Origin of the sequence: Vibrio sp. 10N.222.55.C7, from assembly GCF_041473335.1 — a bacterium.
Classification (GTDB): Bacteria; Pseudomonadota; Gammaproteobacteria; order Enterobacterales; family Vibrionaceae; genus Vibrio; species Vibrio crassostreae_C.
The window spans coordinates 19,876-39,697 of record NZ_JBFRSC010000049.1; the positions used below are offsets into that span (position 1 = coordinate 19,876).

The 19,822-nt window shown below is 45.1% G+C and carries 19 protein-coding genes; 13 read left to right on the forward strand and 6 right to left on the reverse strand.

All coding sequences use genetic code 11. The features are described from left to right. The first annotated feature begins 3 nt into the window (after nt 1-3). The 4 genes from AB4482_RS16820 to AB4482_RS16835 all read left to right on the forward strand — a co-directional run bounded on the left by AB4482_RS16820 (nt 4) and on the right by AB4482_RS16835 (nt 3,998). Nucleotides 4-528, forward strand: coding sequence for a hypothetical protein (locus AB4482_RS16820; protein ID WP_136977973.1), 525 nt, complete (start codon nt 4-6; stop codon nt 526-528). Between the two features lie 169 nt (nt 529-697). Next, a complete protein-coding gene (locus AB4482_RS16825) occupies nt 698-2,137 on the forward strand; it encodes a 6-phospho-beta-glucosidase (protein ID WP_372181252.1) in 1,440 nt (479 codons plus the stop codon). 99 nt (nt 2,138-2,236) lie between these two features. Further along, nucleotides 2,237-3,235 carry a LacI family DNA-binding transcriptional regulator gene (locus tag AB4482_RS16830; RefSeq protein ID WP_372181254.1) on the forward strand — a complete coding sequence of 333 codons (999 nt, stop codon included), beginning with the start codon at nt 2,237-2,239 and terminating at the stop codon, nt 3,233-3,235. Nucleotides 3,236-3,437: 202 nt separating this feature from the next. Continuing rightward, nucleotides 3,438-3,998, forward strand: coding sequence for a sugar O-acetyltransferase (locus tag AB4482_RS16835; protein ID WP_372181255.1), 561 nt, complete (start codon nt 3,438-3,440; stop codon nt 3,996-3,998). Nucleotides 3,999-4,072: 74 nt separating this feature from the next. Here AB4482_RS16835 and AB4482_RS16840 read toward each other — a convergent pair whose 3' ends face one another. Continuing rightward, nucleotides 4,073-5,260, reverse strand: a complete 1,188-nt coding sequence (locus AB4482_RS16840; RefSeq protein ID WP_017062388.1) for an MFS transporter — start codon at nt 5,258-5,260, stop codon at nt 4,073-4,075. Between the two features lie 281 nt (nt 5,261-5,541). Between AB4482_RS16840 and AB4482_RS16845 the strand changes: the two genes are divergently transcribed. Then, nucleotides 5,542-6,423, forward strand: a complete 882-nt coding sequence (locus AB4482_RS16845) for a LysR substrate-binding domain-containing protein (RefSeq protein WP_372181257.1) — start codon at nt 5,542-5,544, stop codon at nt 6,421-6,423. A gap of 121 nt (nt 6,424-6,544) precedes the next feature. Here the strand turns inward: AB4482_RS16845 and AB4482_RS16850 are convergent, their stop codons facing one another. Further along, nucleotides 6,545-6,835, reverse strand: coding sequence for a putative quinol monooxygenase (locus AB4482_RS16850; RefSeq protein ID WP_104216430.1), 291 nt, complete (start codon nt 6,833-6,835; stop codon nt 6,545-6,547). A gap of 207 nt (nt 6,836-7,042) precedes the next feature. Continuing rightward, nucleotides 7,043-7,540 (reverse strand): hypothetical protein, encoded by a 498-nt coding sequence (locus AB4482_RS16855; RefSeq protein ID WP_372181259.1) that lies wholly within the window; start codon nt 7,538-7,540, stop codon nt 7,043-7,045. Nucleotides 7,541-8,034: 494 nt separating this feature from the next. On the opposite strand from AB4482_RS16855, the gene AB4482_RS16860 reads away from it, so the two are divergent. Continuing rightward, nucleotides 8,035-9,567: a phospholipase D family protein gene (locus tag AB4482_RS16860; protein ID WP_372181260.1), complete on the forward strand. Its 1,533-nt coding sequence runs from the start codon at nt 8,035-8,037 to the stop codon at nt 9,565-9,567. A gap of 115 nt (nt 9,568-9,682) precedes the next feature. Here the strand turns inward: AB4482_RS16860 and nfsA are convergent, their stop codons facing one another. Then, nucleotides 9,683-10,405, reverse strand: a complete 723-nt coding sequence (gene nfsA / locus AB4482_RS16865) for an oxygen-insensitive NADPH nitroreductase (protein WP_086968828.1) — start codon at nt 10,403-10,405, stop codon at nt 9,683-9,685. Nucleotides 10,406-10,684: 279 nt separating this feature from the next. Between nfsA and AB4482_RS16870 the strand changes: the two genes are divergently transcribed. From AB4482_RS16870 to AB4482_RS16900, 7 genes are all read left to right on the forward strand, one after another. Beyond that, on the forward strand, nt 10,685-11,929 hold the full coding sequence (locus AB4482_RS16870) for an NADH:flavin oxidoreductase/NADH oxidase family protein (RefSeq protein ID WP_372181262.1): 1,245 nt from the start codon (nt 10,685-10,687) through the stop codon (nt 11,927-11,929). 236 nt (nt 11,930-12,165) lie between these two features. After that, nucleotides 12,166-13,149, forward strand: a complete 984-nt coding sequence (locus AB4482_RS16875; RefSeq protein ID WP_372181264.1) for an HAD family hydrolase — start codon at nt 12,166-12,168, stop codon at nt 13,147-13,149. Nucleotides 13,150-13,308: 159 nt separating this feature from the next. Further along, on the forward strand, nt 13,309-14,004 hold the full coding sequence (locus AB4482_RS16880; RefSeq protein WP_372174900.1) for an aspartate/glutamate racemase family protein: 696 nt from the start codon (nt 13,309-13,311) through the stop codon (nt 14,002-14,004). A gap of 223 nt (nt 14,005-14,227) precedes the next feature. After that, nucleotides 14,228-14,350 carry a hypothetical protein gene (locus AB4482_RS16885; RefSeq protein ID WP_258182976.1) on the forward strand — a complete coding sequence of 41 codons (123 nt, stop codon included), beginning with the start codon at nt 14,228-14,230 and terminating at the stop codon, nt 14,348-14,350. A 199-nt stretch (nt 14,351-14,549) separates the two neighbouring features. Beyond that, nucleotides 14,550-15,422 (forward strand): radical SAM protein, encoded by an 873-nt coding sequence (locus AB4482_RS16890; protein ID WP_372181266.1) that lies wholly within the window; start codon nt 14,550-14,552, stop codon nt 15,420-15,422. Nucleotides 15,423-15,712: 290 nt separating this feature from the next. Next, a complete protein-coding gene (locus tag AB4482_RS16895; protein ID WP_017067743.1) occupies nt 15,713-15,949 on the forward strand; it encodes a YdcH family protein in 237 nt (78 codons plus the stop codon). A 194-nt stretch (nt 15,950-16,143) separates the two neighbouring features. Beyond that, nucleotides 16,144-17,040 carry a LysR family transcriptional regulator gene (locus AB4482_RS16900; protein WP_102320698.1) on the forward strand — a complete coding sequence of 299 codons (897 nt, stop codon included), beginning with the start codon at nt 16,144-16,146 and terminating at the stop codon, nt 17,038-17,040. Between the two features lie 101 nt (nt 17,041-17,141). On the opposite strand, the gene AB4482_RS16905 is transcribed toward AB4482_RS16900, so the two are convergent. Then, a complete protein-coding gene (locus tag AB4482_RS16905) occupies nt 17,142-17,951 on the reverse strand; it encodes an SDR family NAD(P)-dependent oxidoreductase (protein ID WP_102394239.1) in 810 nt (269 codons plus the stop codon). 255 nt (nt 17,952-18,206) lie between these two features. Then, on the reverse strand, nt 18,207-19,766 hold the full coding sequence (gene glpD, locus AB4482_RS16910; RefSeq protein WP_372181267.1) for a glycerol-3-phosphate dehydrogenase: 1,560 nt from the start codon (nt 19,764-19,766) through the stop codon (nt 18,207-18,209). Nucleotides 19,767-19,822: the final 56 nt, after the last annotated feature.

Genomic DNA, 19,822 nt, shown 5'->3' on the forward strand with positions numbered 1-19,822 from the left:
ACAATGATGAAGCTTGCTGTGACTTTCCTTTTTAGTCTTGGGCTTATGGGATGTGCTACCTCAGAACCGGTGTATGAGCAGGAGGCGGACTCAAAGCCTGAACCATCACAACCCATAGGTTACCTCGGTTTTAAAGCTCACCAAGAGTGGGCGATTCAATTCAATGATTGCACGGTCTACGATTTAATCGGTGCACAACCTTACCAGTGGTTTGATCGCACTTCAGCCTCTGTGAGCTGTTATACGTTTAAGCCAAACGATGCCATCGAGCCTTTATCTGTCTATGCCGACGCAAACTTCGACAGCAATAAGCTAGCCCCGATTAACCTATTTCAAGAGCTGCAGGTATCAGAGTCTGGCTGGGGCAAGTTTCCTGCCGTCTATGAGACCAACGGCACCAACTGGTTGAAAGTCAAAGAGGGTTGGATTCACCTCACTTTAGCCGATCAGACACTCGTCCAGTTCTACCCGGGAACTCAAGACCTATCCGGCAAATCACTGCATGATCAGTATTTTGAACAGCATTGATCGTAATGCTGACTGTTGATTAGTCTTTAGATCGATCAAAAAAGATCTTTTAACTGTTGCTGAAACCGGTTTCAATCTGTATCTTTGCTTTTATTGAAATCGATTTCAGAGTTGTAATTGCAGCTCAAATTCTGATCTTTTTCACGAATAACTTGTAGTGAGTAATGGTATGAACAACGAATTTTCGAACGATTTTTTATGGGGCGGTGCAGTAGCAGCGCATCAACTAGAAGGCGGCTGGGATGCGAATGGTAAAGGTGTCAGTGTTGTTGATGTATTAACAGCGGGCGCTCATGGTGTACAACGTCGAATCACCGATGGCGTGATTGATGGCGAAAACTATCCTAACCAAGTCGCAGTGGATTTCTACCATCGCTACAAAGAAGACATTAAGTTATTCGCTGAGATGGGCTTTAAGTGTTTCCGTACCAGTATCGCGTGGACGCGTATCTTCCCAAATGGCGATGAAGCTGAACCGTGTGAAGCGGGATTAGCGTTTTACGATGATCTGTTTGACGAGCTGTTGAAATACGACATTCAGCCTGTGGTAACACTGAGCCACTTTGAAATGCCTTACCATCTAGCTAACGAATATGGTGGCTGGGTGAACCGTAAAGTGATCGTCTTCTTCGTTAAGTACTCAACTACGGTGATGGAGCGTTACCAGCACAAAGTGAAATACTGGATGACGTTTAACGAGATCAACAACCAGATGAACACCTCGGCAGACATCTTCGGTTGGTTGTGCTCTGGCGTGAAGTTCCCGCAATGTGAAAAGCCGCAAGAAGCCATGTATCAAGCGGTTCACCACCAGTTTGTTGCGAGTGCGTTGGTGGTTAAGAAAGGTCACGAGATCAATCCAAATCTTCAAATTGGCGCAATGTGTGCGATGGTGCCTTTCTATCCTCGTTCTTCAAAGCCAGAAGACATCATGGTGGCACAGCAAGCGATGCGTGACCGTTATTTCTTCTCGGATGTAATGGTGCGTGGTCATTACCCAAATTACGCTAAGCATGACTGGGCAATCAAAGGCTTCAATATTGAGATGCAGCCCGAAGATGAGCAGATCCTAAAAGAAGGCAAGGCTGATTACTTAGGCTTTAGCTACTACATGTCTAATACCTTGGATTCTTCTTCTCACCAATCGACTGAAGAAGCGATGGACGGCGGTCATGAAAACTCGGTCGATAACCCGTTTATCCAGTCTAGCGATTGGGGCTGGCCAATTGACCCAACCGGTTTGCGTTTCTGTTTAGCGTCTCTGTATGAACGTTATGAAGTGCCATTGTTCATCGTTGAGAACGGTTTTGGCGCTGTTGATACCATTGAAGAAGATGGCAGCATTAATGACGACTACCGTATCGCTTACCTTGGCGACCACATCAAAGAGATGAAAAAAGCCGTTGCGATTGATGGTGTTGATTTGATGGGTTACACCCCTTGGGGCTGTATCGACTTAGTTTCGTTCACCACGGGCGAGATGAAAAAACGCTACGGATTCATTTACGTAGATAAGCACAACGATCAATCTGGCTCACTAGAACGCAAGCGCAAGAAGTCTTTCGAGTGGTATAAAGGTGTGATTGCATCTAACGGTGCCACTATTTAGAATGCATTCCCCAGCGCAGTTATGTGAACTGTGAGCTGTCATTTTGCAATGAATTAGTCGGCCTATGTCGGCTAATTTTTTATAAAGGAAAAGAAGCGAATGGTAACCATGCTTGATGTCGCAAACCGCGCAGGCGTATCTAAATCGACCGTTTCTCGTGTCTTAAATGGCAAGAACATCGTGCGCCCAGATGTGGTGAAAAAGGTATTTGATGCGATTCAAGAAACAGGTTATCGACCGAACTTGTTGGCTCAGCAATTGGCGACCAAGAAGACCAATTTCATCGGCTTTGTAATTACCAATGAGTTGTTCGATGGCCCTTACTTCTCTTCCTTGATGTATCACGCGGCTTCTTATAGCGAAAAGTCGAATCACCAACTGGTGATCACCGATGGCAAACACAGCGCTGAAGACGAAATAAAGGCGATCAACTTCCTGCTGGATATGAAGTGCGCGGGCATCATCCTCTATCCGCAATGCTTAACCGAATGTGAGATTGCAAAGATCATCGACAGCACCGACACTCCGATTCTGGTACTCAACCGTGAAATGCCGTCGAAGCCCAATCATGCTATTACCACCGACCATTATCAGAGTGCTTGTTTGATGGTTGAACACATCATCGAGCAAGGCCATACAGACATTGCAGTGATTCGTGGTAAAGCCGGTTCTTCGACCGATGAGCTGCGTTACCAAGCCTATCAAGATGTGTTAACTAAACATGGTGTTGCATTGGATGAGTCCAACGTTGTTCAAGGTGATTGGACGATGGAGAGCGGTTATCACGCGGCTCAGGCTTTGGCAAAAAGCAGAACCACATTCACTGCTATCTTGTCTGAAAACGATGATATGGCGATTGGTGCGATTAAGGCGTTAACCGAACTTGGGTACTCATTGCCTCAAGATGTTTCGATCGTCGGCTTTGATAACAGCAAAGTGGGGGCGTTTTTAACGCCAAGCTTAACGTCTGTGAGTGTGCCATTAGAGCAAATGACGCAAAAGGCGATCTTGCAAATTGTCGGTGAAACAGAGCAAGCGACCACCATCAATACCACTGGTAGTTTGGTGTTACGTGATTCGATAGCGAAGCTAAATTAGCACTGTTCGAATTTCATATTTTACCTACAAAAAGTGACGAGCTGCGCATCTCTTAAACCAAGCTCAAACACTCCTTATTCACTGTTATTTAGATGTGCGATATTGCGTTTTTGGTCGATGAATTGACCACCATTAGTTAAGTAATGTGAAGCTAGATAAGTAATATGAAAATAGCTAATTGATGTGAGAACAGGTAAGTAACGTGAAAACAGAAAAACAAAAAATGCTAGCAGGTGAACCTTATCAGGCTTGGGATAAAGAGCTTTATGCAGCTCGTATCGAATGTCGCAAGGTGCTTCAAAAACTCAATAACAGTATTCCTGACACACCCGAATGGGAAGCAGCAACGCAAGAGCTGATTCCGGGCTGTGAAAATGCGCATTTAGAACCTCCATTTCGTTGTGACTACGGCTCGAACATCAAGCTAGGCAAGAACTTCTACGCTAACTTTAACTGCGTGATTTTGGATGTGGCTGAAGTGACTATTGGCGACAATGTGCTGCTTGGTCCGAACGTTCAAATCCTGACTGCAGGTCACCCACTCGATGTGAAAGGCCGTGTAGAAGAAGGCGTTGAGTTTGGCACACCGATTAATGTTGGCAACAATGTTTGGCTTGGCGGTGGTGTAATTATCTGCCCCGGTGTCACCATTGGCGAAAACAGCGTGATTGGCGCGGGCAGTGTCGTAACCAAAGACATCCCAGCCAATGTGGTTGCAGTCGGTAATCCATATAAAGTGCTGAAAGCGATCGATAACGAGTAATAATCAGATTGAATTGATAAAGCCCGAACCTAGGTTCGGGCTTTGTTTTTTCTATTCTTGCTAGATGCTAGATGCTAGATGCTAGATGGAACAGCTTGTTGTGCTTGCTTCTTATCTAACGCACCACTGAATCGAGTCAGAACAAGAGCGATCAAAACGATCACAGCACCTACCCAAGGGGTGTTCATTAATCCAGATTTCGCGACAATCAAACCACCACCCCAAGATCCCAATGCAATACCGACGTTGAAGGCTGCAATGTTCAACCCAGAAGCGACATCGACGGCGTCAGGTGTGTATTTCTCAGCCAGTTTCACAACATACACTTGTAGCCCCGGAACGTTCCCGAATGCAAATGCACCCCAAACCAAAATAGTCGCAACGGCTGCGTAAGGGTTTACAGCGGTAAAGTTGAATACCACCAGTACCGCGGCTAAACCAGAGAAGATAACGGTCAGTGCTTTAATCGGGCCCATCTTGTCGGCCATTTTGCCGCCCCAGATGTTACCTACCGCTACTGACACACCGTAAACCAACATGATTAAGCTGATTGAGCTCGAATCAAACCCTGATACGTTTTCCAGTATTGGAGCAAGGAAGGTAAACGCTGTGAATGTGCCGCCATAACCTAGTGCTGTGATAGCGTAAACCAACAGTAAGCGTGGTTGAGTTAGAACCTTTAGTTGTGCCGAAATCTTCGCCGCTGGTGGTTGCTTAAGGTTGCTTGGAACCAAGATAGCGCTACCGATAAGAGCAATAAGACCAAGCAGAGCCACGATCAAGAAGGTCGCTTGCCAGCCAAAGGTTTGCCCGATATAAGTGCCCAGTGGTACGCCGGTTACCAATGCAACCGTTAAACCTGTAAACATGATCGCAATGGCACTGGCTGCTTTATCTTTTGAAACCAAACCTGTCGCGATGGTCGATCCAATCGAGAAGAACACGCCATGGGCAAGGCCAGTCAAAATTCGTGCGGCGATCAGCGTGTTATAACCCGGAGCTTGCCACGCCAATAAGTTACCAATGACAAACAATGCCATCACGGTTAGCAGCACCGCTTTACGATTCCATTTGCCGGTTAATGCCGTTAATACTGGTGCGCCAATAGCAACGCCAAGCGCGTATAAACTGACTAATAGGCCTGCCGATGGCAGAGATACATTCAAGTCGCTCGCCATGGTAGGAATCAAGCCTACGATGACAAATTCTGTGGTTCCGATGGCAAAGGCGCTGAGCGTCAATGCAAGTAATGCTAGTGGCATAATCATCTCTCTTACTGTTCTTTGTTAAATACCGAGCGCGATAAAATGGGGCAGCTTGTTACTGCAATAGGAGCGCTTCGTTTGGTGGCGAGGATTATCTAGCAATATATATTTGTGATAAATGGCGCTATTAACAAATAACCTTTGTGTTATTTGCAATAATTGGAGGGTTAACCGATCATTGGATTAAGCTGATGAGATCGAAAAGACACAGATGATTTGAGCTGTGATGAGCACAAGCGAGATGACATTAAACAAAATGAAGATAGCGAAGGAGCCTTATGTTAACCCGTTCAGATGATTTAGAAATGGTACTCACCGTTGTCGATGCTGGTGGTTTTTCTGCGGCGGCAGAGGCGCTGGATGTGCAGGTCGCCAAGGTGTCTCGTTCGGTGAGTAAGGTTGAGTCGCAACTCGGCGTCTCAATATTCAACCGAACAACGAGACGCGTGGAATTGACGGAGGAAGGACGGCAGTTTGTCGATTCAGTCAGGGTGGGATTACAGATGATTCAGAGCGCGGAAGAAGAAATCGTGTCGCGCGGAGAGTTGCCAAAAGGTCGTTTAAGAGTCGATGCCGCCAGTCCATTCGTATTTCACCAACTAGTGCCGTTGGTGCAGTCATTCAAAGAGGCTTACCCAGACATTGAGTTGGAACTCACTTCCAACGAAGGCTTCGTTGATCTTCTCGAAAAGAGAACTGATGTTGCGATTCGAATCGGTAAGTTGTCCGATTCAACACTGCACGCTCGCCCGTTAGGAAAAAGTTTACTCCATATTGTTGCGTCACCTGATTATCTCGCTAAGCGTGGGGTGCCCACCAAACCTGAAGATTTGAGTTCGCATCAAATTGTGGGGTTTGCGGGTAACAAAGTGCTTAACCATTGGCCTTTACCAAACCAAAGTGATGTCGCGCCTACTGTGACAGCCAGTAATGGTGAAACCGTGCGTCAACTAGTCTTAGCTGGAAATGGGATTGCTTGTTTATCGGGGTTTATGGTGCAGGAAGATATGGCTGCGGGTCGCCTAATCCCTATTCTGGAACAAGACAAACTTGCCAACACAGACCGAGAGCGAGTGAATGCGGTTTACTACAAGTCGTCATCGGTCTCTAAACGTATCTCGGCGTTTATTGATTTTATTCAGCCCCGTTTGAAGCTCTAACTAAGGCAGTTGACGATATCCGCATAAATGAAAAAAGCCCCGCTGACGTGCAGCGGGGCTTTCAAATCGAACTCGATAGCTTGTCAGTGTGCTTTCTAGTAACAGACTACTGAAACTGTACTTAAGCGATCTTAGTCATCTCGTTAAGTGTAAATGACGTAACACTACCTTCGGTTGCTGCCATGTATTCAGCAAGGTGGGTATTACCCATGTGTGTTTGCCAAAGTTCACGCGACGTCCAGTTTTCGTAGAAAGTGAAATGTGCTGGGTTTTCATTGTCTTGGTGAAGGTCGTAGTTGATGCAGCCTTCTTCAGCGCGAGTAATATCAATCAGCTTTAGCAGCTCTGCTTTAACCAATTCAATTTTGCCTTCGTTAGCGACGATGTTTGCGACGATAGTTAGTTGAGTCATGTTGGTACCTATATTATTTTTCACCGAAATGGTGATTTGTCTGTGTTTACAGTGCCACTCTTTGTTCATTGAGCTGCAGTCTGTGTCGATGGATAAATAATAGTGGGAATATTTGAAACGATAAACAGTGCTACATTTGAATTATTGTCAAAAGATAATTGATAATAGCTTGGGTATTATGTGCTACTCGGCGTAGGTTAGGAGTGTTTAGAAGCCGCCCGCCCATGCATCAAAATCGTCAATGTTGTCGAGCTCTTCTTTAGTTCTTGGGGCTGGGTAATAAGGCAGAGCCAATCTTTGAGCGGAAGGTTGCAGTTCCCAATCGGGTGTAATCTTGAGTCGGGTTAACTCATCGTTGAGGCGCACAAACATATAGTAGCCATCGGCATGGGTATTGGCGTAACTCGCGATAGTTGCGATATCACCAGAAGGTAACTTTACGTCTCGACCCAGTGGATAGAGTTGGTGCAATGCGAAACTCACTTTGGGATCTTCAAGTTTGCCTTGCTTAAAGCGCTCTAATCCGATGGCGGTTGAAGTAGTGCGCGGCTTCCAACCTGTGAGGAACAATCCACTCAAGTGATCTTGGAACGGCTTACCCTTTCGATTGCCTTCATTGGTAATGAATTGAACCGTCAATGTATCTCCCGATTCTTGCAGAATATCTAAAAACTGTTCACCAGTGCGATCGACCAAAAGCTTCATAATATCCAGTTACCATCAAGAATGAGAGACAATAAAGGGTACTACTATAGGGAAGGCTTGTGTAGGGACGATAAAGGTTATGTAGTGTGAACAATGTTTTCGGTGTTGATCCTTACATGTCCCTTAGATGAACAACAGCTTTAGCGCTTACGTAAGTAATGCGTTTGCACGATCTCATATAAGTAAGTCGACACGCCTGTTAGTGTGAAATCAAGCGGTGAAACTAGATCTCCAAACAATGGTGAAGCATCACCCAGACCGAACAGACTCACCATCGAAATGGTAGAAAACCCGCTAAGTTTATATTGCCTGACACTCACTCAACTTAGGTGATTTGTAGGTCAATTTACTGATCTTCAAATTTATACTGGATAATTACCTATAAATTTCAGGATTTAGCAGTAATAATCAATGAATAGATCGGAATAGCTTGTTCATTGAAAAGCTGTACGGAAAGTTTCTAAAGACGCCATCGTGAAAAGGAAGTCAGATACATGCCTGTGCTCCAACGCATCAGTTTAACGTTAATCTTAATCGCCGTTTTAGGTGGGTGTTCTTCACTTCCTGAAGGTATCGATCATCCAACAGAACCGCCAACCTCTCCTGCACCTAGTTCTTTATCGGTTCTAACCAATGAATTTCAGCCTGAAGCTTTAGAGCAAGGCACCACTGCGGTTCGTCTGCAAGAGTCTGGTTGGGATGCCTTGGCACAGCGATTAGCGCTGGTCGAAAGTGCCGAGCACACCATCGACATTCAATATTACATCTGGAACTCTGACGAATCGGGCAGCTATCTCGCTAGCCGTTTATTAGCAGCGGCCGAGCGCGGTGTGAAGGTTCGCGTAATGCTGGATGATATCAACCTCAACGAACGTGAAGGGTTGCTGTCGGCACTGGGTGCACACCCGAACGTCGAGATTCGTATCTTCAATCCAACACCAACACGCCGCGGTTTCAGTAAATGGCTGAGCTTTGTCGGCGACTTTTCTCGTTTAAATCGCCGTATGCACAATAAGTCGTTTACCGTCGATGGTACTTTGTCTGTGGTGGGTGGACGTAATATTGGTGATGAATACTTCGACCTTTCTGATGAAATCAATTTCCGAGACCGCGATGTATTAGTCATGGGCTCGGTAGTTAACACCATCCAAACCAGTTTTGTTGAATACTGGAACAGCCGTTGGTCTTACCCTGTCGATATGCTGGGTGATGACGAGCAACCTGATCTCTCGAAGATAGATAATATTGTCGTTCCGCATTATCAAAATTACCCGGAATTGCCACTAGATCGTAAGGCTGCTGATAGTTTGCTGAAAGAGGTGATTGGTGAGATGGCATGGGTGAATGCGCGTTTTGTTTACGATCAGCCTGTTCCTGATGATTCAGACAATACCGATGAACCGAAAGCGACCGCGATTCTTCTAGGTAAGTTAGCGAGTGAATCGAAACAAGAGATCTTATTGGAATCGGCTTACCTTGTATTCGATGATGGTCAGCTTGAAGAGTGGCAAGTGTTGAACAATAAGGGCGTTGAGATAAAAGCGCTAACTAACTCTATGGCCTCTAATGATCTGGTGACTAATCATTCTGCTTATGCGGGCAGACGTTACGATATGTTGGAGCATGGCATCGATCTGTTTGAGCTAAAACCAGAATCTAAGTTGTGTGAAGCATCGACTCAAGACGTGTCTAAATGTGCGCCTGAGACAGCCTATGGCTTGCACGCTAAATCAGTCGTATTCGACCGCAGCATCGCGAGCATCGGCTCATTTAACTTCAACTTGCGCTCTACCTACCTCAATACTGAATCGGTTTTGATCATCGAAAATAAAGAGATTGCTGAAACGTTAGCAGACACTATTGAGCAAGCAATGAGTGAAGATAATAGCTGGCGCTTGGAATTGGAAGACGGTGATGTGTATTGGTATTCAGGCGATCAACGTTGGGACAGCGAACCTGACACTGGTCAATGGGAACGAATGCAGTCAGGCTTCCTACAGTTGTTACCGATTGAGAAATATCTGTAAGCTAGCCGCCTCCGGATAAATAAAAATGTCAGCGTATATTACGCTGACATTTTTGTTTGTACTGCTGTTTGCTGTGGTTTGTTGCAAGCTCTTAACGGCTTAACGGCTTAACGGCTTAACGCTTGGTCAGCTGCTTGCTGTTCAAGTAAGGCAGGATATGCGGGCGAGATTCGCCAGACAGCTTTTGCGTGATCTGCTGTGACCAACTGCTCTGTTTTTGGTTGCTTGAACGGCTTGCGTAGTAGCTTTGCATCGAATCATCGTAGCTGGCAATGTCATCTAGGCTCAGCGGTTGGTATTGGTTTTCGTGCATCACCACGTGAGCTGGAAGGCGAGGCTTGACCTCTGGTTGCTGTGCCGGATGACCTAAGCACATCCCAAACAACACGGCGGTATGTTGTGGTAGTTCTAACAGTTCATCGACTTGTTGTGCGCTGTTACGCAGCCCGCCAATGTACACGCCACCTAAACCTAGAGACTCAGCAGCCAACATGCAGTTTTGCGCCATGATGCCAGAATCGACAGCGCCAATCAGGGTCAGTTCAGTAAAGTCGGTTTTCACTTCAGGGTTGATCTGAGCGTGGCGTTGATAGTCGATACAGAACACTAAAAACTCAGCCGCATTCTCAACGTAAGCTTGGTTACCTGCGTATTCAGCTAACAGTTTGCGCTTCTCTTTGTCTGTCACTCTCACGATAGAAACAGCCTGCAGTAAGCTCGATGATGAAGCCGCGAGACCAGCCTGAATAATCACATCAAGTTGTGCTTTTTCAATCGGTTGATTTGTATATTGACGAATGGAGCGGTGCCCCAGAATAGTTTCAATCGTGCTGTTCATAACTCTCAGACAGTCCTTGTGATGATGGCGTAGAGAATCACAATAACGACAATTACCATGAGCGTAAAGGGTGTTCGAGCCTTTCTGGTTGACATATTTCAGCAGCGTCAGCCCAGTTTTTGAGATTCTATTTATAATCGATTAATGTCAGTTGCTATGCCGCTGGCATTTTATTATTGAGTGAAACTTGCTTCGAAATAGGCGTTAAATGCTCAGAACTGTCGGATAAAATAGGGCATACTGGACTGAATGTATAAACCCAAGAAAGTAACCACGCGCATGAATCTAATCTGCCTCAACGACCCTTTTTCTCTTCCTAATGGTCAAGTGATCAAAAATCGCCTGTTCAAATCGGCAATGAGTGAACAGCTAGGTGATAAACACCATAACCCTAAGCAAGGTTTAGTCACGCTCTATCAGCGTTGGGCTCGAGGAGGAATTGGCCTATCCATGACGGGTAACGTGATGGTCGATAGAGGCGCGCTTGGTGAACCTAAAAACGTTGTGTTGGATGAGCAAAGTGACTTAAGCGTATTTCGTGAGTGGGCGAAGGCTGGAACACAAAATGGTTCGCAGATATGGATGCAATTGAACCACCCAGGAAAGCAAATCCCTAAATTCTTATGTGATAGCCCGGTTGCGCCTTCGGCTATCTCTTTAGAGCGTGGATTAGAAAAAGGTTTCAATACGCCACGAGCTCTGACTGAGACGGAAATAATCGCAATCATTGATAAATTTTCGCTGAGTGCAAAGCTTGCAAAACAAGCAGGCTTTACTGGCGTGCAGATTCACGGTGCTCATGGTTATCTCGTGAGTCAGTTTTTGTCTTCGAGACACAATCAACGCCAAGACAAATGGGGTGGCTCACTCGAAAACAGACTTCGTTTCGTGCTTGAGGTTTATCGCGCGATTCGAAAAGAGGTCGGTGAAGATTTCCCTGTCGGAATTAAGCTCAACAGCGCTGACTTTATGAAAGGTGGCTTCACTGAAGAAGAGTCGATGCAGGTTGTTCAAACACTGAGTGATAACGGTATCGACCTGATTGAGATCTCCGGCGGCACCTATGAAAGTCCATCAATGATGGGTTCAAAGAGCAAAGCTGAATCAATCAAGGCCAGCACGGTAAAACGTGAAGCGTATTTTATGGATTACATGGTGAAGGCGAGAAAACTCGTCAGCACACCGCTGGTGGTCACGGGTGGTTTTCGAACCGCGCAAGCAATGAATGACGCATTAAACACCTCGGCGACCGATTTTATTGGTATTGCACGCACAATGGCGGTTGATCCTGATTTCCCTAACAAGTTAATTGAAGACCCTAGCCACGGCATGCCACTAACGGTGCCAACCACAGGAAAGCCCGCATTAGACAAGATGGCGATGGTCGGGCTGGTTTGGTATGAACATCAAATGTGGCGCATTGCCTCTGGCAAGAATGCTGACCCTAAACTTAGCGCATTAAGCGTGGTGGTAAAAACAATTCTCAGCGCTGGCTGGCACGCTTTCAAAAAGCGCAGAGTGTAAGCAGTCATGGATTGATAAAGCAGAACTTTGAGGAATTGAAGTTCTGCTTTTTTGTTTGTCTCCTTTTAAGTTCTCGATAAATACATCGCAGAGCACCCTCAGCCAGCTTAGCTGTGGTACTAATCTAATACCAACATGAGCATTGGTTATAGTGTTCATAAGTGGCAAATCAGAGTAGACCAACTAGGATGAATTGAATTAAACCCTACAATTAATTCAACAACATGGTAGTTGCTATGAAGAAAATAACCCTCTTATCTGTCGCGATCTTATCCAGTCTCTCTTTCTCATCTTTTGCTAAAGATTGTGATCCCAACTTGCTGCCTTCTTGGAAGGACAGCGAGAGCAAATCCGCTATCGTCGACTTTGTTGGGCAAGCCACTAAAGCTGAGTCTGATACGTTCGTGGCAATTGAAGATCGCATTGCCGTGTTCGATAACGACGGTACGCTTTGGTCGGAAAAGCCTTATTACTTCCAACTAGCCTTTGCACTAGACCGTGTAAAAGAGATGGCGCCTGAACACCCTGAATGGAAAACCGAAGCACCGTTTAAGTATGTACTTGAAGATGATATTGAAAGTGTTCTGGGCAGTGGCGAAGAAGGGTTATTGAAAATCATCATGGCGACACATTCTGGTATGACAGTAGAGCAATACCAGCAAGACGTTGAGCAATGGTTGGCGGTAGCAAAAGATAAACGCTTCAATAAAGCCTACACAGACCTTACTTATCAGCCAATGAAAGAGATGCTGATTTACCTGCAAGAGCATGACTTTAAAACTTACATTGTGTCGGGCGGAGGCGTTGACTTTATGCGAGCGTGGGCTCCAGAAGCTTATAACATCCCGCCAGAGCAGATCATTGGTAGTGCGCTTAAATATAACTACAGCTATAACGATGGTAAGCCGACGGTTACCAAGGATTCGTCCATTTTGACCATCGATGACAAAGCCGGAAAGGTCACTAACATTCAGCATATTATCGGCAAAAAACCTATTCTAGCGGTCGGTAACTCAGACGGCGATCAAGCGATGATGCAGTGGGCAACCAGTCAACCAAACTCAATGGCGATGATTGTTCATCACACCGATGCCGAGCGCGAGTGGAAGTATGATCGTGAGTCCCATGTGGGTAAGCTTGATAAAGCACTCGACGAAGCGAACTCCAGAGATGATTGGACGTTAATCGACATGAAATCCGATTGGTGTGAGGTGTATTAACCCACACAAACATTCGGACAAAACAGCAAAGGCTCGGATGGTTCATTCGAGCCTTTTGCTAAATAGCGAAGACTTCGTCTCATTTTCAGCAAGATCGTACTATAAATTTTTAACGCATGACGCTTTAATCGGGATAGTCAGAAATTAAAGGAATAAAAAATGAAAACGATCGGTTTGCTTGGTGGTATGAGTTGGGAATCGACCATGAGCTATTACAAATCCATTAACGAAGGTGTTAAAGCGACGCTGGGAGGGTTGAACTCTGCAAAGATTTGTATGTATAGCGTGAACTTAGATGAGATTGAAAAGTTACAACACCAAGGCCGTTGGGCTGAGACTGCCGATATTTTAGCTGACGCGGCATTATCTGTTGAGAAAGGTGGCGCAGACTTCATCTTAATTTGTACCAATACCATGCATAAAGTCGTGCCTGAAATCGAACAGAAGATCACGGCTCCTATCTTACATATCGCTGATACTACCGCGCAAAAGCTGCTAGAACAGGGCGTAAAGAAAGTCGGGTTACTCGGCACCGCTTTCACGATGGAACAAGATTTCTATAAAGGGCGCCTGACTAACAAATTCGGTATCGATGTGGTGATTCCTGATGAGAGTGACCGAGAGAAAGTCCACAACATCATTTATCAAGAGCTGTGTCGAGGCCAAGTAAAAGAAGAATCTCGAGATGTATACCGTCAAATCATTGAGAAGCTAGGCCAACAAGGTGCAGAAGCCGTTATTCTGGGCTGTACTGAAATCGCCCTCCTGATTCAGCAGCAACACACTGATGTTCCCTTGTTTGATACCACAGCCATTCATGCAGAAGCGGCTGTACGTTTGGCGACGAGTGACTAACTTCTAGTTCTTATTCTTAGTTCCATAGCTGTCCTATTTTCGCTCTTGTACGATTTTCATTCGTTGAAGTGAAAGTTTTTTGTACAAAAGCAGGTCGTTAGTTAAAGAAGCGATGCTTTGTTCATTAACCAAGGCCTTATCGGTAGGTAAGGTTTTAGTTATTGACTGAGGTATCCGCGCTTTTAAGCACTATGCTTTAGTCATGACCGAAAGAGGATTTATTATGAAATGGCTTATCTTATCTGTAACGCTGTTATTCGTGGCAGGATGCCAATCGACGGGGTCTCAAGAAGCACAAGTCGGTGACGACATGAATCGAGTTCATACCCAAGGGTGCAGCAGCTAATCTTCTTTTGTGGAAACACATTTTCAGCTGCTCCGGTAGAGAGTTACCCCTACAAAGCCTTGTGTTGTCACAAGGCTTTTATTTTATACAAAATCTAAAAAATGATTCGACTATATCGCGAATTATCAATGAATACTGGTGTTGATAAACTCTGTTTTATTAAAGCACGCTCTCGTGCTTATAGACCGGAGAAACCAATATGAAATATGAGGGAAAAGTATATCGTCCATGGACAGAGGCGAAGAGCATTCTGATTCAAACCACTTTAGGTTGCAGTATCAACACGTGCACGTTCTGTAATATGTTCAGCGATAAACGATTCAAGGTTTGTGATATTGAGGATGTGTTTAAAGATATCGAAAAAGCTCGCCTGATTTATCCTTATGTTGAATCAATTTTCCTTATCGATGGCAACGTGATGGCCGCCCGCACGGATTATCTCCTTAAGATTTTGGATAAGCTTCGTCATACCTTTCCAGAAAGCAGAAAAGTATCGCTCTATAGTGGTTTGAACGATTTCCGTCGTAAAAGCTTGAGCGAACTTAAAGAGCTTAAAAGTGCCGGTCTCACTATGGCTTATGCGGGGTTGGAGTCAGGCGATGCGGTTGTACTCGACAACATCAAAAAGCGCATGACACCAGAACAAGCGATCGAAGGCATGGAATTAGCCAAAGAAGCCGGCATTGAAACCTTACTTTCGTTTATCTTCGGCCTTGGCGGTCGTGATCGATCACGTGAACATATTGTCGAGACCACAAGATTACTGAATATCATGAAGCCTGAGCAGATAGCGCCAATGGCGTTAGCAATACAACCAGGAACGATTTTGGAGCAGCAAGTTAATGACGGTACGTTCATCATGCCGACTCAACTTCAGATCTTAGAAGAGGAAAAATACTTACTCGAAAACCTCAATATCGATACTTTCTATTGGGGTGACCACGGTAACAACATCGTGACTCAGAAAGGCTTCCTACTTGATTCTAGAGAGCAGTTCTTAGCCAAGGTGAATCATGCGATCACATCTAATCCAATGGCGAAGGATAGCGTGATTCAAACTTTTGCCTGGTAGATAACTGATAGCTGAAAGGTCTCATTCAAAATTTAGACCTGTTCGCTGGATTCAAATCCAACAAGATAAAAGTAGTGCTTACGAGAATTCATGATTCTCGTGAGCCTATATCGTTACTGAGACAATTCAATTTAACCCCCTCGATTTTGTAGGGGGATGTTGTAAATTTGTGAATCTAAATTGTCTATATTCTACGCTGTGTACTGGATCTCATTTGTCATTTGACTCCCTTGCTAAGGTTAATAATGAATGCGTAATACCAATCACTTTACTCAACTTAAGAGGTTTCTATGCTAGGTGAAAATCATTCTCTTGTTCACGAATTTCCTGAAATGAAAGATAAAATTGCTGAGCTTGTTAAAACTGACGATGGCTTTGCAGCAGACATGAAGACGTACGACAACCTTGATAAAGAGATTCGTAAGCTTGAGCTGAAAGATTCACCCATTGATGACGGCTCGATGCACCAACTGAAACATGATCGTTCTGTACTGAAAGATGCACTGCATGCACGTTTAACTGGCTAGTGAGTTGGTAATTTTGCTGACTAGCTAAATGGCGAATTGCAGACTTAGACAAAAAAACTCCTTCGGGAGTTTTTTTTCGTTTTGGCTCAATCACTTCTTCACAATTCAACTGAGTTAATACGTTGTATTATTATGTGAATGACGCATAATGAGGGTTACTGGTACGCGATTTTTAAGATTTTATTGGTAATCTCATGAATATTGAACACCTCAAATTGTTTGTTCGTTTAGCTTCCACACATAACATCAGCATGGCTGGGCAAGAGCTTGGTTTGTCTCCTGCTGTTGCAAGCTCGCACATCAGTAAACTGGAAGACAATTTAGGCGTTCGCTTGGTCCACCGAACCACTCGTAAGGTCTCTTTAACCGAAGAGGGGGAAGCATTCTTACCTCATGCTGAAGAAGTGTTATCGAGCGTGGATGCTGCCAAATCGGCGGTCGGTGTGGGTTGTGATTCTCCAACCGGAACGTTGCGAGTTACCGCATCTGCGTCTTTTGGACGTTTGCATCTTGTTCCTGCCTTACCTGGATTCTTAGAGCGCTACTCTGGGTTAAAAGTCGATCTCAGGCTATCAGATTCGATGGTGGATGTTGTTGAGGGTGGCTTTGATATCGCGATTCGTATCTCGGAGCTGAAAGACTCGACACTGATTGCCCGAAAACTTGCGACAGACAAGCGTATTGTGTGTGCATCGCCTGATTACTTAATCAAATATGGTAAGCCAGCCAAACCTCGAGATCTTAACGATCATCAATGTATTAGCTTAATTGGTTTAGAAAACTGGACCTTCAATACTGAAAGCGGGCCTAAGACGATTAAGGCATCTGGGTCGTTCAGGGCAGATAACGGGGAAGCACTGCGTGACGCAGCCTCAGGTGGTATGGGGATCACGGTGACATCGAATTGGTGTGCCTATGAACAACTGAAAAGCGGTCAGCTGGTTCAAATATTAGAAGATTACCCATTAACATCAGAGCCTGCAATTTGGGCTGTGTACCCAAGCACAAGGTTACTTGCACCAAAGGTGAGAGCCTTCATTGACTACTTCTCTGAATATTATGGTAATCCACCGTATTGGGAACAAAAGTAGAATCAGATAGATTTAACGAAAAAGCCCTACGTGACTAAGTTATGCGTTAGTCACGTAGGGCTTTTTCTTGGAATCAGAAAATCACTTGAGCATAGCTGTCATTAAGAAAGCGTTGCTTTGATGATCTCTTCAATTTTAGCGACAACTTGTTGTGACTTATCGCCGTAAATCGCATCTGGGTGCGGGTTAGCAAACGTGTTGTTGTCGTTATCAAAGTATTGACCGCCTGCTTGTGCGAACTCATCAGACAATGATGCGCGAACCAGAATATCAGAACCGATGCTTAGGTCGCCGCCTGCAATGCCATAAGCGTCTTTCACCATCTTGCTGCCTAGTAACGAAGCTGGGTTGACAGCAACCACCATTGGCCCCGTAGAGCCTAACTCTTTTGCCATCTCACGAGTCCACATAGTGATCGCAAGCTTGCTTTGTGCGTAAGCGTCACCATCAGACATTGGTTTCTTACCTTCTAGCGCTTCGATGTTCACTGCTGCTTGCGCGGCTGAAGACAGGTTCACCACTCGGCTAGATGCATCGAGTACAGGTAGCAGACGTTTAGTCAGATGGTATGGTGAAATGGTATTCACAACAAAACGAACATCTAAACCGTCTTTAGTGATTGGGTTCGGAGTGTTGAACACACCTGCGTTGTTAATCAGTACATCAATCTTATCGCGCTCAGCAATTACTTTGTCAGCCAACGCATCCACATCAGCCAGAACAGACAAGTCTGCCACGTAACTTTGAATTTTCGCTTCCGCAGAGATAGCCACAAGTTGCTGCTCTACGTCTTTGAGTTTGCTTGGGTTACGTCCATGCAATAAAACGTGGTGACCTTGTTGAACAAGTACTTTTGCCGTTTCGAAGCCGATACCATCGGTAGAGCCTGTGATCAGAATAACTTTTTGCATGGAATAGATTCCTTATTAAAGCGCTGACATGGTGAGCGTTTTTAAATGTGTCGTTTCATTGAGGTAAAGAATAGCAACCTTTTATGAAGTTGATAATCAACCGGATTAATAAAACACTATTTAGTTTTTGTTGAAAATAGAGGTGTGAACAAAGTCTCAGGCTGAAAGGGGTAGCAGACAATAAAAAAGCTTAGCGCGGGGGACGCTAAGCTTCGTTGTTAAGTATGTTCTTGAACCATGCTTAGGCTGGTGGGGTTAGCCTACTTGAGAAAAGCTCACTACCTTGCTTTGTAGTTTCTCTTTCAGGTAATCCGTCACCGCTTGCTGCTCGGATTCGCTCATGTATAAGCCAAGTTTGGTTCTGCGCCACAAGATGTCTTCGTCAGTCATCGCCATCTCTTCATTAATCAAGTAATCGATTTCAACTTGATAAACGCCATGGGCTTCGCTTGAGAACTGGATGCCAAGGTCAGCTTCGCTATTTGCGCCTTCCAATAGTTTCCATGTGTAAGTACCAAATTGAGTCACGTAGCGAAGTAATAACGCTTCAGATGCCCAAGGGTATTTCGTGTGGATCATCTTCGCAAGCTGCTCTCTGCTGCAACTAAAGTTACCGCCTGGAAGCGTGTCGTTCGCTGTCCATGGTGCGCCCATGTTGGTTAGGTGTGGTTCTAGCTTGTTCAGTGCCGCTTCGCCGAGTTTACGATAAGTGGTCAACTTGCCACCGAAGATCGAAAGCAGTGGTGCTTGATCTAGCTCTGCGTCCAATTCCAATGTGTAGTCACGAGTGATCGCTTGTGGGGAATCAGATTCGTCGTCACAAAGCGGTCTTACGCCACTGTATGTCCAAACCACGTCTTCACGGCCAAGCTGTTTAACAAAGTGCTGGTTAACGATATCAATCAAGTAATCCACTTCAACATCATCAATTGCGACGTTACGTGGGTCGCCTTTGTATTCAAGATCGGTGGTGCCGATGATCGAGAACTTATCTAGGTAAGGGATCATGAACACAATGCGATTGTCTTTGTTTTGCAGAATGTACGCTTGTGGTTCGTCATGAATGCGTGGCACAACAATGTGCGAGCCTTTGATCAGACGAATATTACGAGGCGAAGCCTGCTCTAATCCATCATCAAAGAATTGCTTAACCCAAGGGCCAGCTGCATTCACTAACGCTTTTGCTTTACGTTCAAAACGCTGGTTTGTCATCACATCAAGGATCGTCACATGCCAGATACCGCCTTCACGGTGCGCCTTTTCAACACGGCAGTAGTTACGTACTTCTGCGTTGTTCTCTTTTGCTGCTAATACGTTGAGCAACACCATACGCGCATCATCCACCCAGCAATCTGAGTATTCGAAACCTGTCTTCATTTCTGGCTTTAATAGGCCCGATTTCGCTAGGTTGACTGTCTTACTTCCCGGAAGAGTGGTGCGCTTACCCAAGTTATCGTAAAGGAATAGGCCACAGCGAATCATCCAAGCTGGGCGTAAAAATGGTCGATGAGGCAAACGGAAACGCATTGGTTGAGCAACATGAGGTGCTTTTCTTAGCAATACTTCACGCTCGGCCAGTGCTTCCGAAACCAAACGAAACTCGTAGTGTTCAAGGTAACGTAAGCCACCGTGGATAAGCTTTGAACTTGCAGAAGATGTCGCAGAGGCGAAATCATTTGCTTCGTATAAACCAACGTTTAGACCACGACCTGCTGCATCTGCCGCGATGCCTGCACCATTGATGCCGCCGCCGATCACGATTAAGTCTAGAGTTGAAGATGTACTGTTGTTTGAATTATTTTGTTGAGCACTCATGGTTTTGACCTCTTGCTGAGCGAACGAGCATTTTAGAACATAATTGAATCCTATAT

Excerpts from the sequence above, each read along its gene's own strand:
- AB4482_RS16820 (WP_136977973.1), top strand. The coding sequence starts at position 4 with ATGATGAAGCTTGCTGTGACTTTCCTTTTTAGTCTTGGGCTTATGGGA.
- AB4482_RS16825 (WP_372181252.1), top strand. The coding sequence starts at position 698 with ATGAACAACGAATTTTCGAACGATTTTTTATGGGGCGGTGCAGTAGCA.
- AB4482_RS16830 (WP_372181254.1), top strand. The coding sequence starts at position 2,237 with ATGGTAACCATGCTTGATGTCGCAAACCGCGCAGGCGTATCTAAATCG.
- AB4482_RS16840 (WP_017062388.1), bottom strand. The coding sequence starts at position 5,260 with ATGCCACTAGCATTACTTGCATTGACGCTCAGCGCCTTTGCCATCGGA.
- AB4482_RS16845 (WP_372181257.1), top strand. The coding sequence starts at position 5,542 with ATGTTAACCCGTTCAGATGATTTAGAAATGGTACTCACCGTTGTCGAT.
- AB4482_RS16850 (WP_104216430.1), bottom strand. The coding sequence starts at position 6,835 with ATGACTCAACTAACTATCGTCGCAAACATCGTCGCTAACGAAGGCAAA.
- AB4482_RS16855 (WP_372181259.1), bottom strand. The coding sequence starts at position 7,540 with ATGAAGCTTTTGGTCGATCGCACTGGTGAACAGTTTTTAGATATTCTG.
- AB4482_RS16860 (WP_372181260.1), top strand. The coding sequence starts at position 8,035 with ATGCCTGTGCTCCAACGCATCAGTTTAACGTTAATCTTAATCGCCGTT.
- nfsA (WP_086968828.1), bottom strand. The coding sequence starts at position 10,405 with ATGAACAGCACGATTGAAACTATTCTGGGGCACCGCTCCATTCGTCAA.
- AB4482_RS16870 (WP_372181262.1), top strand. The coding sequence starts at position 10,685 with ATGAATCTAATCTGCCTCAACGACCCTTTTTCTCTTCCTAATGGTCAA.
- AB4482_RS16875 (WP_372181264.1), top strand. The coding sequence starts at position 12,166 with ATGAAGAAAATAACCCTCTTATCTGTCGCGATCTTATCCAGTCTCTCT.
- AB4482_RS16880 (WP_372174900.1), top strand. The coding sequence starts at position 13,309 with ATGAAAACGATCGGTTTGCTTGGTGGTATGAGTTGGGAATCGACCATG.
- AB4482_RS16885 (WP_258182976.1), top strand. The coding sequence starts at position 14,228 with ATGAAATGGCTTATCTTATCTGTAACGCTGTTATTCGTGGCAGGATGC.
- AB4482_RS16890 (WP_372181266.1), top strand. The coding sequence starts at position 14,550 with ATGAAATATGAGGGAAAAGTATATCGTCCATGGACAGAGGCGAAGAGC.
- AB4482_RS16895 (WP_017067743.1), top strand. The coding sequence starts at position 15,713 with ATGCTAGGTGAAAATCATTCTCTTGTTCACGAATTTCCTGAAATGAAA.
- AB4482_RS16900 (WP_102320698.1), top strand. The coding sequence starts at position 16,144 with ATGAATATTGAACACCTCAAATTGTTTGTTCGTTTAGCTTCCACACAT.
- AB4482_RS16905 (WP_102394239.1), bottom strand. The coding sequence starts at position 17,951 with ATGCAAAAAGTTATTCTGATCACAGGCTCTACCGATGGTATCGGCTTC.
- glpD (WP_372181267.1), bottom strand. The coding sequence starts at position 19,766 with ATGAGTGCTCAACAAAATAATTCAAACAACAGTACATCTTCAACTCTA.